At 60.9% G+C, this 13646-nt stretch carries 14 protein-coding genes; 9 read left to right on the top strand and 5 right to left on the bottom strand.

The window, feature by feature from the left end:
* Positions 1–25 precede the first annotated feature (25 nt).
* Together PVE98_RS15430 and yniD are read left to right on the top strand one after the other, a co-directional pair.
* Positions 26–454 (top strand): OsmC family protein, encoded by a 429-nt coding sequence (locus PVE98_RS15430; RefSeq protein WP_033752779.1) that lies wholly within the window; start codon positions 26–28, stop codon positions 452–454.
* A 115-nt stretch (positions 455–569) separates the two neighbouring features.
* A complete protein-coding gene (yniD, locus tag PVE98_RS15425; protein WP_096072666.1) occupies positions 570–677 on the top strand; it encodes a small membrane protein YniD in 108 nt (35 codons plus the stop codon).
* 116 nt (positions 678–793) lie between these two features.
* On the opposite strand, the gene PVE98_RS15420 is transcribed toward yniD, so the two are convergent.
* From PVE98_RS15420 to PVE98_RS15410, 3 genes are all read right to left on the bottom strand, one after another.
* Positions 794–1033, bottom strand: coding sequence for a hypothetical protein (locus PVE98_RS15420; protein ID WP_033752778.1), 240 nt, complete (start codon positions 1031–1033; stop codon positions 794–796).
* 109 nt (positions 1034–1142) lie between these two features.
* Positions 1143–1313 (bottom strand): hypothetical protein, encoded by a 171-nt coding sequence (locus tag PVE98_RS15415; protein ID WP_094078501.1) that lies wholly within the window; start codon positions 1311–1313, stop codon positions 1143–1145.
* A 118-nt stretch (positions 1314–1431) separates the two neighbouring features.
* Positions 1432–2079, bottom strand: a complete 648-nt coding sequence (locus tag PVE98_RS15410; RefSeq protein ID WP_096072667.1) for a CPBP family intramembrane glutamic endopeptidase — start codon at positions 2077–2079, stop codon at positions 1432–1434.
* 217 nt (positions 2080–2296) lie between these two features.
* Here PVE98_RS15410 and PVE98_RS15405 point away from each other — a divergent pair, with 217 nt between their 5' ends.
* Positions 2297–4891: an EAL domain-containing protein gene (locus PVE98_RS15405; protein WP_096072668.1), complete on the top strand. Its 2595-nt coding sequence runs from the start codon at positions 2297–2299 to the stop codon at positions 4889–4891.
* Positions 4892–5156: 265 nt separating this feature from the next.
* Positions 5157–5453 carry an I78 family peptidase inhibitor gene (locus tag PVE98_RS15400; RefSeq protein WP_096072669.1) on the top strand — a complete coding sequence of 99 codons (297 nt, stop codon included), beginning with the start codon at positions 5157–5159 and terminating at the stop codon, positions 5451–5453.
* Between the two features lie 143 nt (positions 5454–5596).
* Here the strand turns inward: PVE98_RS15400 and PVE98_RS15395 are convergent, their stop codons facing one another.
* On the bottom strand, positions 5597–5845 hold the full coding sequence (locus tag PVE98_RS15395; protein WP_033752774.1) for a biofilm development regulator YmgB/AriR family protein: 249 nt from the start codon (positions 5843–5845) through the stop codon (positions 5597–5599).
* A 404-nt stretch (positions 5846–6249) separates the two neighbouring features.
* Here PVE98_RS15395 and PVE98_RS15390 point away from each other — a divergent pair, with 404 nt between their 5' ends.
* The gene (locus PVE98_RS15390; protein WP_096072670.1) at positions 6250–7521 is read left to right on the top strand and encodes a multidrug efflux MFS transporter; all 1272 of its coding nucleotides are present in this window, start codon (positions 6250–6252) and stop codon (positions 7519–7521) included.
* On the opposite strand, the gene PVE98_RS15385 is transcribed toward PVE98_RS15390, so the two are convergent.
* Positions 7406–10531: a beta-galactosidase gene (locus tag PVE98_RS15385; protein ID WP_127908370.1), complete on the bottom strand. Its 3126-nt coding sequence runs from the start codon at positions 10529–10531 to the stop codon at positions 7406–7408. The two genes, PVE98_RS15390 and PVE98_RS15385, sit on opposite strands and share 116 nt — an antisense overlap.
* 263 nt (positions 10532–10794) lie before the next feature.
* Here PVE98_RS15385 and PVE98_RS15380 point away from each other — a divergent pair, with 263 nt between their 5' ends.
* The 4 genes from PVE98_RS15380 to PVE98_RS15365 all read left to right on the top strand — a co-directional run bounded on the left by PVE98_RS15380 (position 10795) and on the right by PVE98_RS15365 (position 13611).
* Positions 10795–10965 (top strand): hypothetical protein, encoded by a 171-nt coding sequence (locus PVE98_RS15380; RefSeq protein WP_187143620.1) that lies wholly within the window; start codon positions 10795–10797, stop codon positions 10963–10965.
* 210 nt (positions 10966–11175) lie between these two features.
* The gene (gene iraP, locus PVE98_RS15375; protein WP_096072671.1) at positions 11176–11430 is read left to right on the top strand and encodes an anti-adapter protein IraP; all 255 of its coding nucleotides are present in this window, start codon (positions 11176–11178) and stop codon (positions 11428–11430) included.
* 108 nt (positions 11431–11538) lie between these two features.
* Complete coding sequence (locus tag PVE98_RS15370) at positions 11539–11847, top strand: PsiF family protein (protein ID WP_033752770.1); 309 nt, start codon at positions 11539–11541, stop codon at positions 11845–11847.
* A gap of 237 nt (positions 11848–12084) precedes the next feature.
* Complete coding sequence (locus PVE98_RS15365; protein ID WP_096072672.1) at positions 12085–13611, top strand: FAD-dependent oxidoreductase; 1527 nt, start codon at positions 12085–12087, stop codon at positions 13609–13611.
* The last annotated feature ends 35 nt before the right edge of the window (positions 13612–13646 follow it).

The following is a 13646-nucleotide window of genomic DNA, read 5'->3' as shown; positions in this document are numbered from 1 at the left end:
ACTCTTCATCAACAGGAGGAATGAAATGACTATTCACAAGAAAGGATCGGCGCACTGGGAAGGCGATATCAAAGGCAAAGGCACCATCAGCACCGAAAGCGGCGTGCTGAGCCAGACGCCTTACGGTTTCAATACCCGCTTCGAAGGCGAGAAGGGCACCAACCCGGAAGAGCTGATCGGCGCGGCGCACGCCGCCTGTTTCTCCATGGCGCTGTCGCTGATGCTGGGCAATGCCGGCCATAAGCCGCAGAGCATCGACACCACTGCTGACGTCTCGCTGGATAAAAAAGGCGAAGGCTTCGCCATCACCAAAGTGGCGCTGAACAGCACCATCAGCCTGCCGGGCATCGACAGCGCGGCGTTTGACGAAATCATTCAGAAGGCGAAGGCGGGCTGTCCGGTCTCGCAGGTGCTGAACGCCGAGATCACCCTCGATTATACCCTGAATAATTGATCCAGCAGGTCGCCCTCAATCGGCGACCGCGCTATGCTGGCTGACACGGGTTCTGATGAACCGCAATGGATGCGCCCTGGGGCGCATCTTTTCTTTCTGCGGAAGGAGGAGAAGCGTGGCGAAATATCTGCCGGCAAAAAGACACTGGAAAATGGTGCTGGTGCTGCTCTGTATTTGCGGCGCGTTGATGCTGATCCGCTGGGCGGCGATGATATGGGCCTGAAGGCGTGGATTTGCCGCCACAAGCTGGGCGTATTAGTGATGATCGTGCTGGCGCTGGAGCTGATTCACTTTCTGTTGACCTCATCCTGGCTGCCCTGGGTCTCCCGCTGAGCTGCGTCACACATACTCACGCTCTTCCTGCTCGCGCCGCTTAGCGCGCACGTCGCTGCGGGCGATGCGATACGCCTTGCCGGGATCGCCGGCGACGAACTCGAAGGTCGGCGAATAGTAAAACGGCAGCCAGCCGCCGAAGCCGCTTTCCCACTCCCAGCGCACCGGGCAGGGCCAGATAATGCCGTCATACAAAATGTAATAAACCCAGCGTCCAGTCGGACGACGGGGGCGTGGTGTTTTCATGGGGATCACAACGATAATAGGTTAAAACAGCTTATATTTTGAACGCTGTTGCCGCAGGCTGCAACGTTTAAACCGCTTCTTTTTTCCTCACATCCTTCAGCGGCCTTAATTAACGATGCACTTCGCCGCACAGCAGGACCACGCCAGGCCGCACTTTATGAATGCGATCCGCCATGGTTTCACAGGCTGCTTTGGTCGGGTAAATGCGCTCCGACACCGGCAGGGCATCGCAGGCATCATGGCCACAGGCGCTCACTAACAACACAAATCCAATCAACATGGCTCGACTCCTTTACACGGTCTCGTTGGTACGGACTGTGATGCTTAGATTCCTTTTTTACGATCCAGTATAGACAAACGTGACGGCGCGGCATTATCAGCCTGAGCGGTATTGCGTCTCAGGAGAAAAACCAGGCGGGCAGCAGGGCGACAAGGTTGTTGAAGGTATGCAGGAAAATCGGCAAGGCCAGGCTGTTGCTGCGCAGGCGCGCATAGCAGAGCAGCAGGGAAAAGAGCGTCAGCGCCACCAGGGTTTCCCAGTGCACGTACTGAGTATGCATCGCCGCGAACAGCAGCGACGTCAGCAGCATGCAGGCGAAGCGGCTGCGCGGCGCCCACAGCAGAAATCCCTGCAGCAGAAAGCCGCGAAACAGCACCTCTTCGAACACCGGCGCCAGCAGCACGGCGGTCAGCAGCAGGATCAGCATCGAATTGCGGCCCTGCTGCGCCTGCTCTACCAGCCAGCCTTCAGGCTGCAAAAACTGCGTCTGGGCCGCCATCAGCGCCAACAGCGCCAGGATAAACAGCAGCGTCTGACGAATGCGCAGCTCGCCCAGCGGCAGATCGCTGCGGCGCTGGCAATAAAAGCGGTAAAGCGGATAGATCACGGCGAATTCAAACAGGCAGAGCACCGGCACCAGAAGACCGTCGTTACGCAGCACGCCGTAGTTGGGAAACAGCGTAATCAGCATCGTCACGAGGTAATAGACCACAAAGCTGCCGACGTAGAACAGCGTCAACGTCACTCTGTCGGGATTGGTGTTCATAGGCAACCCAGCCACTGGAGGAAAGCGCATAGTAGCAACGCGCCCGATCCCTGTCGAGGGAGGCGCGCGTACAAACTTAACGCAGTAAATTGCCGCCTCAGGCTAAAACCGCGACGCCGCGCGCCGATAACCGATTAAACCTGTTTGGGCCTGCGACGTCAGCTGCTGACGCGCTGTTGCCCGAGCCTCTTTTATCGCTTTGCTGTGAGCGCCCTTGATGACTTTTGACACACCGGAATCGCCGTCGCGCCGCTCTGCGCCGGCGGCTGAAGATCGCACTCTGCGCAGCACGCGCCGCAGCCTGCGCATCTTTTCGCTGCTGCTCTCCGGCGTGCTGCTGCTCGTCGTGCTGATGGTGCTCGTCATCGCCCAGCGGCAGAACCGCGACGCGACGGATCACGATCGCCAGCGGCTGCGCCAGGCGTGGGACGCCCGGCAGGAGACGATGCTGACTGACGTGCGCGACTACGCCTTCTGGAGCGAGGCGTGGCGCAACCTGCATCTGACGCTAAACAAACGCTGGGCGTGGGATGAGGAGAATATCGGGCCGGATCTCTACAACGAGTATCACTACGAAGGGGTGTTCGTGGTGGATAATGCGGGCCGCACGCGCTACGCGGTGATTAACGGAAAACTCGCCGATCTACCGCTGGAGGCCTGGCTCGGCGCGCACAGCGCGTCGCTGCTGCGCGACGCGCGCGGGCTGCAGAACGCGGCGCTGGCGCGCAACGTCGTGATTGAGCAACAACCTGCCATTGTCGTGGCGGCGCCCATCTCAAGGGGCAAAGCGGCGGGTCTCTCTGAGCGGCCGGGCGCTCCCTCGGTGCTCGTCTTCGTCAATCTGTTCACGCCGGCCAAATTAGAGGCGCTGGGCAAAATGCTTGACGTCCTTGCGCCACGCGGCGCGGCGGACAACGACGCGCGTCAGCGCCCGACCATGGCGCTGGAGGCGATAGACGGCGGGAGCATGGCGCTGCGCTGGCAGCCGAAAATGCCGGGCACGCGCCTGCTGATGCTGCTGCTGCCGATCCTGGCGGCGGTGGCGCTGCTCACCGGCTGGATTACGCGCCGCGTCAGCCGCCACGCGCTGCATCACGCCCTGCTATCCGATCGCCGTTTCGCCATGCTGACCCAGAGTCAGCAGGAGCTGGCCAACAGCGAAGCGCGCTTCCGCGATCTGGCTGAAGCGGCTTCAGACTGGATCTGGGAAACCGATGAGCACGGACGGCTGATCTATCTCTCTTCCCGCTTCCATCGCCTGACAGGCCACCAGATTGCCGACTGGACGGGCGAGCATATCGATCGTCTGCTGACGCACTCCAGCCACTCGCTGGTGGCCTGGCTGATGCGTCAGGAAGATAGCGGCTCCTCCGCGCCGCTGCGCTGCCAGTTTATGAGCGCGCAGGGCGAACGCCGCATTGGCCATCTGGTGGCGAAAACCATCTGGCACGAGGGGCGTCGCGCCGGCTTTCGTGGCACGGTGTCGGATATTACTCAGGGAATGGAGGCGGAGGCGCGCATTCAGTTTCTGTCGCGCCACGACGCGCTGACCGGACTCGCCAACCGCATTCAGCTGCAGGAATTCCTGACGCGCCATCTGGAGCCGCCGCAGCTGGCGTCGCCGCTGACAATCGTCAGCCTCGATCTCGACCAGTTCAGGCCGCTAAATGATAACTGGGGGCACGCGGCGGGCGATCAGGTGCTGAATCAGCTGGCGCAGCGGCTGCAGCGCGGCGTCGACGCGCACGAGCTGGCGGCGCGACTGGGCGGCGACGAGTTCGTGCTGGTGCTGCAGGAGGGCGACGCCGAAGTGGTGGCGCACCGCTGCGCCCGGCTGCTGCAAGAGGTGCAGCAGCCGATCTATACCGGCCAGCACGCGCACTATCTCACCGCCAGCATCGGCATCGCCTGCGCGCCGCAGGACGCCAGCCACCCCGAGGCGCTGCTGCGCATGGCGGATATCGCCCTGAACGAAGCGCGCGCCGTGGGGCGCAACCGCTGGGTCTGGTACGCCAATAATATGGCCAGCCAGCGCGAGCATAAGCGCGAGATGGCGAAACGTATCGAGCAGGCGTTGCTCAACGACGAGTTTTGCCTGCATTATCAGCCGCGCTATCAGCTGCAAAGCGGCAGGCTGGCGGGAGCAGAGGCGCTGATTCGCTGGCAGCCCGAGGAGGGGCCGCCGATTACGCCCGATCGCTTTATTCCGCTGGCGGAAGAGAACGGCCTGATCGTCGCCATCAGCGACTGGGTGCTGGCGCGCGCCTGCCGCGACGCCCGCGGCTGGGGCGCGGATCGCTATGTGTCGGTCAATATCTCGCCGGTAGAGTTTCGCACCAACGATTTGGTGCAGCGCGTCGCGCGCGCGCTGGCGAGCAGCGGGCTGCCCGCCACACGGCTGGAGCTGGAGATCACGGAAAACGTAACGTTCGAGCATCCGCAGCAGGCGCTGGAAGTGATGCAGGGGCTGCGCGCGCTCGGCGTCAGGCTAACGGTAGACGATTTCGGCACCGGCTATGCGGCACTGGGTTATCTGAAGACCTTTCCGTTTAACGGCCTGAAGATCGATCGCTCCTGGATGAAGGATTTTCCAGAGTCACAGCAGGCGGAGTCGGTGGTAGCGGGCATTATCGCGCTGGCGCACGCTTTTGCGCTGACGATTACGGCGGAAGGGATTGAGACAGAAGCGCAGCTTGACCAGCTAAAACGGCTCTCCTGCGAAGAGGGGCAGGGCTACTTTTTGGGACGCCCCGTGCCGCTGGCGGACTTTACTGCGCTTCTGGAAACCACATCTCAACCAATTCGGGCTTAACGCACTTTGACCGCCACGGCGGTCATCAGAACGGCAAAGCCCACGAAAATTGCCAGTTCCATACGATCCTCCTCAGAAAAGTCTTAATAATTTTAGCGCTCCAGCGGAGAGGTTTTGTTCCGTAAGTGCGATTTATCTGAAAAGTTCGGCGCGCAACGTCGTAAACAGGCTATTCGCGGCCATCTTTTTAGCGCCTGAGGGTTAAGCCTGGCGCACGCCTTTGCTACTCTCTGGGGCGAGTTCACCACGTTCATGAGGAGAAAGCGTGAAATATTATGGAAAAGCGCTGCTGGCGCTGGGCATGCTCGCCTTAACCGCCTGTCAGTCAGCGAATAAACCTGATAACACCGCAGCAGACGCGGATGCGGCAAGCGACACCTGCGGCGCTTCGCAGTATCAGAGCTACGTCGGCAAGCCGATTAGCGCCGCCAGCAGCCTGCGTCTGGAGACGCCGGTGCGGGCCATTCGCTGGAACAGCGCGGTCACGATGGACTTTAATCTGCACCGTCTTAACTTCCTGGCGGACAAAAACGACGTTATCAGTCAGGTCTACTGCGGCTAAGGCGTCATAAAAAAAGCGTCGCATTGTCATGTGCTGGTCATTAATGGAGTCGAGGATAGATCGCGGATAACAGAGATTTCCTCGTCACTCTCAATATGCAATGCTCGTCTTGTTTATTCCCGCTTCGGCGGGAATTTTTTTGTTTATTCCGACGAACCGGTTTCCATTAACTGCGCCAGCAGTTGACGATAATTTTCCAGACGGCGCGCGTCGCCTTCCACCTCCAGCCGCTCAATAACCCGCGCGATCACCGCTTTATTGGTGGCGGGCTCGCCAGCTTCCATTAGCTCGCGCAGGATCACCGCCAGCAGATCGGACTCCTGCGGGGCGCTCCAGGCGGGGCTGTTGAAATAGTCCACAATCGCACGGCTGGCACTGTTTTGAACTCTCATATTCACCTCCGCTAAGGCGACGGCGCGTCTGTCACGACCTGCGCAGCGCAGCGTGATAGTCAACGTGATGGGTAACTGTGGACCTCGCCGCGACGGGAAGTGGCGGAGGCGTTAGCGCAGCCGGAAAGCCGCACCTGCGCCAGAGAAACTGGCGTTTTTTTAAACATACAACCGACGCCTTAACTTGTCAGTAACAGGCTGACATATTTTTTCATCTCTGCTGACACTCAGCCAGCGACGCCATCGACATTCACTGCAAAAAAGCGATAACAGCCTATATACGGCAGTGAAAAAGGGCTGACGCAGTAAAAAACGGTTTTTTTCTTTTCGTGCCATCATTTGTCGCTCAGCGACAGCGCGCCGTTGATAGACTGTGACCTCCCTCTGTCAGCGCCCGTTTGCTCATGCCACGCACAATTGAACCCTGGAAAATCAATCTTATCTCGGTCTGGTTCGGCTGTTTTTTTACCGGCCTGGCCATCAGTCAGATCATTCCTTTTCTGCCGCTCTATATCGAACAGCTCGGCATCAAAGACGGCGATGCGCTTAGCCTCTGGTCAGGACTCACCTTCAGCATCACCTTTGTGATTTCGGCCGCCGTCGCGCCGCTGTGGGGCAGTCTCGCCGATCGCAAAGGACGCAAGCTGATGCTGCTACGCGCGGCGTTCGGCATGGGCGTGGTGATCCTGCTGCAGGCCTTCGTTACCCAGGCCTGGCAATTACTGCTGCTGCGCGCGCTGATGGGGCTGACCTCGGGCTATATTCCTAACGCGATGGCGCTGGTAGCGGCGCAGGTGCCGCGCGACCGCAGCGGCTGGGCGCTGAGCTGCGTCTCGACCGGCCAGATCGGCGGGGTGATCCTCGGGCCGATGCTCGGCGGACTGCTGGCGGACTGGGTCGGCCTGCGCATGGTCTTTATCGTTACCGCCGCGCTGCTGCTGGTCAGTTTCCTGGTGACGCTGTTTCTGATTAAAGAGACCGGCTATACGCCGGTGAGTAAAAAGGACAAGCTGAGCGGGCGCGAGGTATTCGCTTCGCTCGACAATCCCAGACTCATGCTTTGCCTGTTTGTCACCACCATGGTGATCCAGATGTGCAACGGCTCGGTTAACCCGATTCTGACGCTGTTCGTCCGCGAACTGGCGCCGACCGCGGATAACATCGCCTTTCTCAGCGGAGTGATCGCCGCGCTGCCGGGCATCTCGGCGCTGATTGCCGCGCCGCGCCTGGGCAGGCTGGGTGACCGTATCGGCACCCAGCGGATTCTGCTGGCGACCATGGTGGTGTCGCTGCTGCTGCTGATCGCCATGTCTTTCGTTACCAGCGCCACCCAGCTCGGCGTGCTGCGCTTCCTGCTCGGCTTTGCCGACGGCGCGATGATGCCGGCGGTGCAGACGCTGCTGGTGCGCCACTCGCGCGACAACATTACCGGCCGTATCTTCGGCTACAACCAGTCCTTTATGTATCTCGGCAACGTCGCCGGCCCGCTGCTCGGCGCGGCAGTGTCGGCGCTGACCGGCTACCGCTGGGTCTTCTTCGCCACCGCGCTGGTGGTGCTGGTTAACGTGCTGCTGCTGAAGCGCTTTTACCGTCGTCCGCGTACGGTGCTGGAGCCGAAAGGGAAAAGCGCAGCGCATAGCGCCAGCGACGCTGAGTCAACAGAAACTCGGCGCTGACGCTCGGGCTCCAGGAGTCGTCACCGCCTACGCCCATATGCGCGGCGTCGAGATGCAGCCAGCATCCCGGCTCCGCGCGCAGCAGATGGCGGTGCGACGTGTCGCGCAGCTGTTCAAGGCTGTAGCGGCTCAGCGAGAAGCTGAAGTCGCCGCTGACGCGCCAGTCTTCCGCCTCCAGCCGCCGCGTGCCGCCGCGCAGGCCGTTTTCGCTCGGAAAGATGTAAGGGGTATGCAGCGCGTCGAGAGGCAGCTGCCAGCGCGAGAACTGCGCCGCCAGCTGGCGGTCCGGATAGTTTTCATGGGGGCCCAGCCCCAGCCAGGCGACCTGCTGCGGCGCGGCGGCGAACTGACAGCGCAGGCCGATGCGCGCCGGCGCGGGCGCGTCGGCGGCCTGTTCCACCTCAACCTCCAGATGCATTTCGCCCTGCGCGTCGAACCGGTAGCGTTTGTGGCTGAGAAAGGCGAGCCGGCCTCGGGCGTACCAGCCGTGCTGCACGCTGATCTGCACCGCGTCCGACAGCATCGAAGCCTCTGTTCGCTCTACGCGGCTGGTCATGGCGTCGTAGCCGGCCGCTTTCCAGCGCTCCGACCAGGCGTTGGGATCGACGCGCTCCGCTTCGCTGGTGCCGATATCGTTATCGAGCGGCGCGCGGATAAAGCAGTCCTGCAGCGGAGAGAGCAGCCTCGCCTGCTCGTCGACCTGCCACTGCGTCAGCTCGCCGCTTCTGCGGTTAAACTGCCAGCGCTGGTTGCGGTGCGTGACGGCGATAACCGTCTCCTCCACGCTGAGCGTCGGCGGCTCGCCCGCACTCGGCTGCGGCGGAAGCGCCAGCGCGGTGGGCAGCGGCCACTGATGCCAGGCGACGCGCCAGTCGGCGTCAGACCAGGCGGTGGCGGCGCGCTGATGTACGGCGACGTTTAGCCAGCACTCGCCGGTAAGATACGCTATCGGCGGAACGCAGTGGCGCTGCGTTCCCTGGGGCGCGATATCCAGCGCGATTTCGCCCTGGGTTACCACTTCGCCCTGCTGCTCAACGCGCCAGCGCAGCACCTCGTTGTCGCTGCGGCGAAACAGGTAGTCGCTGCTGACGGTAAAGCTAAAGGGATCGTCGGCGTCCGGGGTAAAGTGGAAAAACTGCTGCGCGCGCTGCGCTTCAAACAGCGCCGGATGCGGCGTGCGGTCGGCGAACACCAGGCCGTTCATGCAGAACTGGCGGTCGTTAGGCTTGTCGCCGAAGTCGCCGCCGTAGGCCTGCCAGGGCTGCCCGTTTTCATCGTAGCGCGTCAGGCTCTGATCGACCCAGTCCCAGACGAAGCCGCCCTGCAGGCGCGGAAACTGACGAAACGCCTGCCAGTATTTTGCAAAGCCGCCGAGGCTGTTGCCCATGGCGTGCGCATACTCGCACAGGATTAGCGGCCGGTTTTCCCCCGGCAGGCCGATCCACTTTTTCAGCGACCATTTCGGCACGGCGGGGAAGGGCTGATCTTCATCGACGCGCGCGTACATCGGGCAGAGAATATCGGTCGCCGCGCTGTTGGCGCCGCCGCCTTCATACTGAACGGGGCGCGTCGGATCGGCGCTTTTCACCCAGCGATAGAGCGCGTCGTGCGTGCTGCCGTGCCCCGACTCGTTGCCCAGCGACCAGATAATAATGCTGCAGTGGTTGCGGTCGCGCTGCACCATGCGCGTAACGCGTTCGCTAAAGGCGGCGAACCAGCGGGGATCCTCTGCCAGGCGGCTCATCGGCTGCATGCCGTGGGTTTCGATATTGGCTTCGTCGACCACGTAGAGGCCGTAGCGGTCGCACAGTCGATACCAGAGCGGATGGTTAGGGTAGTGCGAACAGCGCACCGCGTTGAAGTTATGCTGCTTCATCAGTTCGATGTCGCGCCGCATCGTCGCTTCATCCACCACCTGGCCTCTCTCCGCGTGATGTTCATGGCGGTTTACGCCGCGTATCAGCAGCGGCTGGCCGTTCAGGCAGAGCAGGCCGTTTTCGATAGCAACGCGGCGAAAGCCGACATCGTACGCCTCGACCTCAATGGTTTCGCCCTGCGCGTCGAGCAGCGCCAGCGTGGCGCGGTAGAGCGTCGGCGTTTCGGCGCTCCATAGCACAGGCGCGTCAACGCGCAGGCGCAGTTCGGCGCGATCGCCATAGTGGCCGCGCTCATCGATAATCGCGCTGCCGAGCGGCTGCTCGATGACGCCCGTCTGCTTGCCTTCTCGCCACAGCGTCAGCCGCAAACGCAGCGCCGCGTCCTGAGCGGTGACGCATACCCGCGCCACCAGATCTGCGCTGCGGTATTCCGGGCTCAGCAGCGTCTCCAGCTGGACATCCGCCAGATGCGGCGTCGGCTTATGCAGCAGCGAGACGTCGCGGAAAATGCCGCTCATGCGCCACATATCCTGGTCCTCCAGCCAGGTGCCGTCGCTCCAGCGCAGCACCATCACCGCCAGGCGATTCGCGCCGCGCACCAGCGCCGCGCTGAGGTCGAATTCGGCGGGCAGCCGGCTATCCTGGGAGTAGCCGATAAACCGGCCGTTGCACCACAGATAAAAGGCGGAGCTGACGCCGTCGAAGATCACGCGCGTCTGTCCGGTTTCAGGCCAGCTGTCGTCAAGGTTGAATGTGAGCGAGTAACAACCTGTAGGGTTCTCTTGCGGCACGCACGGCGGTGTCGCCGCGATCGGATACTGGACGTTGGTATAAATGGGCGCGTCATAACCGTGCATCTGCCAGTTAGCGGGCACAGGCAACGAGGCGGCGTCGGGCAGATCCTGCTGCAGCCACCCCTCCGGCACCGCTTCAGGGCGGCTGAAGTAGCTAAAGTTCCACGTGCCGTTCAGGCTGCGCCGCGCGGCAGAGGGCCGATCGTCGCGCGCCGCCTCTTCGCTGCGCCAGCTGGCGAAAGGCGGATGGGCGTCAAGGCGATGCAGACTGGTGACGGCCGGGTTCTCCCAGTCGCGGCGGGTAAGAAGCTGACTCAGCGAAATCGACGGCGTTGACATAGCGGTGTCCTTAAATTGTATTGCGCTCACAATGCAGTGTTTACCGCAGGCTGTAAAGAGCGACGGTTTAAAGAAAGGGGCAATTTTTTAACGCGCTCTGCGCCGTAAAACGGCCGGATGGCGGTTTTGTGTCGCTTTCGTGCCAGTAAATTGTTAAGCCTGGTATGCAAGGGTTAATACCGCCCTGAGTCAGAGAATTCTCTCTTGTCGCCCCGGTTTGCCGCTCATACACTCAGCCCGATTTCATCCATCCTGAGGTTGTTATGGTACGTATTGTTAAACTTGCCGCGGTCGTGGCGCTGGCGACCGCGCTGAGCGGCTGTATTTTCCCGCCCCCGGGCGGCGGCTGGGGAGGTCCTGGCGGCGGTGGTGGCGGTGGTGGCGGTGGTGGCGGCTGGGGCGGTCACGGTCACGGTTTTACTGGCCCGCGTTAATCCTGTCTAATTTCCGCTTTATTCCGGGCTGAAACGCGTTACGTCTCGCTTATTTAGCAGTAAAACGTTTCGCCCGCTCCTTAAAAAACGTTTAAGCCCTGTTTTAATAAAACGCGTTATAAAGAGCCGTGGAAAATCGGCGCAAAAGCGCTGTTTTTTTATTTTGGCGAATGATAACGTCTGCTTTTATTTACCCCATGGGAAAAGGGCATGAAGAACCTTATCGCTGAATTACTGATAAAACTGGCGGCAAAAGAAGAAGAATCGAAAGAGCTGGTCGCTCAGGTTGAGGCGCTGGAAATTATCGTAACGGCGATGCTGCGCAAGATGGAGCCGGAACAACAGCGCGCTATCGCCGCCGGAATCGACAACGCGATGCATAATGCAGACGCCGACGGCAGTAATGAAGATGCGCTTTTGTTACGTAACTACCTGGACAAATTACTTAATCATCCGCGCGTCTGATTGCTAATAGCGGAGCAGTGCGATCGGCGCTGCAAATTTGCGCAAATTTCCACCGCTCTGTTTCTCTCGTGCCAGAATTAACGGATTATTCATCAAGGGAGTCATACCATGAAATTGCATTTAGCGGCAGTCGTGATGGCAGGTTTGCTGATGAACGGCGTCAGCATGGCGCAGGCCGCCGAGAAAACGGCGCAGCAGCAAAAAATGACGCAGTGCAACCAGCACGCCAGCACGCAAAATCTGAAAGGCGACGCGCGTAAATCTTTTATGAGCGAGTGTCTGAAAAAAGAGAGCAATATCTCCAGCATGACGCCTCAGCAGGTAAAAATGAAAAGCTGCAACACCGCAGCGGGCGATAAAAAGCTTAGCGGCGACGCGCGTAAAAGCTTTATGAGTTCCTGTCTGAAAAAAGCCTGATATCCGGTTTATTACGGCCGCCGCGCGGCCGTAATATCCTCCGCGCCTCTTCTGCTCCGTTTTTTAAATATTTACACTTGCTAAAACTTTAAATAGACGCCTTAACAACGGGTTAGCCACTTTTTTTATTTTCAGACTCTGCCTTCCGCTTTCCTTTGCCACACTTACTTTTTGTAGGGGAATAGCGGCGTCCGCCCAGGGCGCATTGTTGAATAACGACAAAGAAGGAGCCGTGTCATGAATTATCAGCCCGTCATCGCCTTAAAGGATCTGCCCGATCGCCAGCCCACTAAAACGAAAATAGCCGATACCGATATTCTGCTGGTGCGCGACGGAGACAAGGTGCGCGCTTATCAGGCCACCTGTCCGCATGCGGGCGCGCCGCTGGAGCAGGGCGCTATCTGCGGCGATAAGCTGGTCTGCCCCTGGCATAAGGCGGTGTTTGCGCTGGAAGATGGCCATATGTGCGAGCCGCTGGCGCTGGCCGATCTCAAACAGTTTCCGCTGCGCGTCGAGAACGGCATCGTGCAGGTCAATCCCAAAGCCATGTCATCTGCGACGCCCATCGGCAGCGGCGGCGATGCGCCGGTTTATGCGGTGCTCGGCGGCGGCGCGGCAGGCAGCGCGGCCATCTGGACGCTGCGCCGGGAAGGCTTTAAGGGAAAGGTGGTGCTGGTGGAACGCGAGCCGGAGGCGCCCTACGACCGCACGGCGCTGACGAAATTCGTCCCCTCCGGCAAGATGGATATCAAGGATGTGCCGCGCATTCTGAAAGAGGACATTTTGCAGCACGTCGATCGCCTTCAGGGCGAAGTGACGCGCCTCGACACGCGCGAGCAGCGTATCCACTTCGCCGACGGCGACTCGCTGTTTTACGACAAATTACTGATCGCCTCAGGCGGCGCGCCGCAGCGTCCCGATTTAGCGGGCAGCGATCTGGCGGGCGTACACCTGCTGCGTTCGCTGGCGCAGGCGGATGCGCTGCTCAAGGAGGTCGACCAGAGCCAGCAGCTGGTGATTGTCGGCAACAGCTTTATCGGCATGGAGATGGCGTCGGCGCTGCGCAATCGCGACGTCGAGGTCACGGTGGTGGCGCGGCATCCGCTGCCTTTCGCGCGGCAGTTTGGCGAGCAGATCGGCCGCTATTTCCGCGATCTGCACGGCAGCAACGGCGTGCATTTTATTGATGGCGATCCGGCAGAGCTGGAGGGCGAGCAGCACGTTACCGCGCTGCGTCTGCAGGATGGCCGCCGCATCAAGGCGGACGTGGTGCTGCTGGCGACCGGCATTCAGCCCGCTACCGGATTTATTCACGATCTGCCGCTGCGCGAGGATGGCAGCCTGCTCGCCGACAGCCAGCTGCGCGTGACGCAAAACGTCTGGGTGGCGGGAGATATCGCCAGCTATCTGACGCCGCAGGGGCCGCTGCGCGTCGAGCACTATCGCGTCGCCCATCAGCAGGGACGCATCGCCGCCTTTAATATGCTGGACAAGCGCATGATGTATGACCGCGTGCCTTTTTTCTGGACCACGCACTTCGGCACGCGCTACGAGTATCTCGGTCATGCCGAGGAGTGGGACGAGTATCGCCTGATCGGCTCGCTGGAGGAGAAAAAGTTTATCGCGCTTTACGGCCAGCAGGGCAAGCTGGCGGCGGCGTTCTCCTGCGGCATGTATACGCTTACGGCGGCGCTGGTGCTGGAGATGCAGCAGCCGATGACCATGGCGCAGGCGCTGGCGACGGTGGCGAGCCGGCAGGGATAGCAGAAGCGGGCGGAGCGGGCGCTCCGCCCTGTGCG

Origin of the sequence: Pantoea sp. GABEPS69 (genome assembly GCF_045780835.1) — a bacterium.
In the GTDB taxonomy this organism is placed as follows: Bacteria; Pseudomonadota; Gammaproteobacteria; order Enterobacterales; family Enterobacteriaceae; genus Pantoea; species Pantoea septica.
Note: the sequence above shows the minus strand (reverse complement) of the source record. Positions and strands in the feature narration are given on the sequence as shown.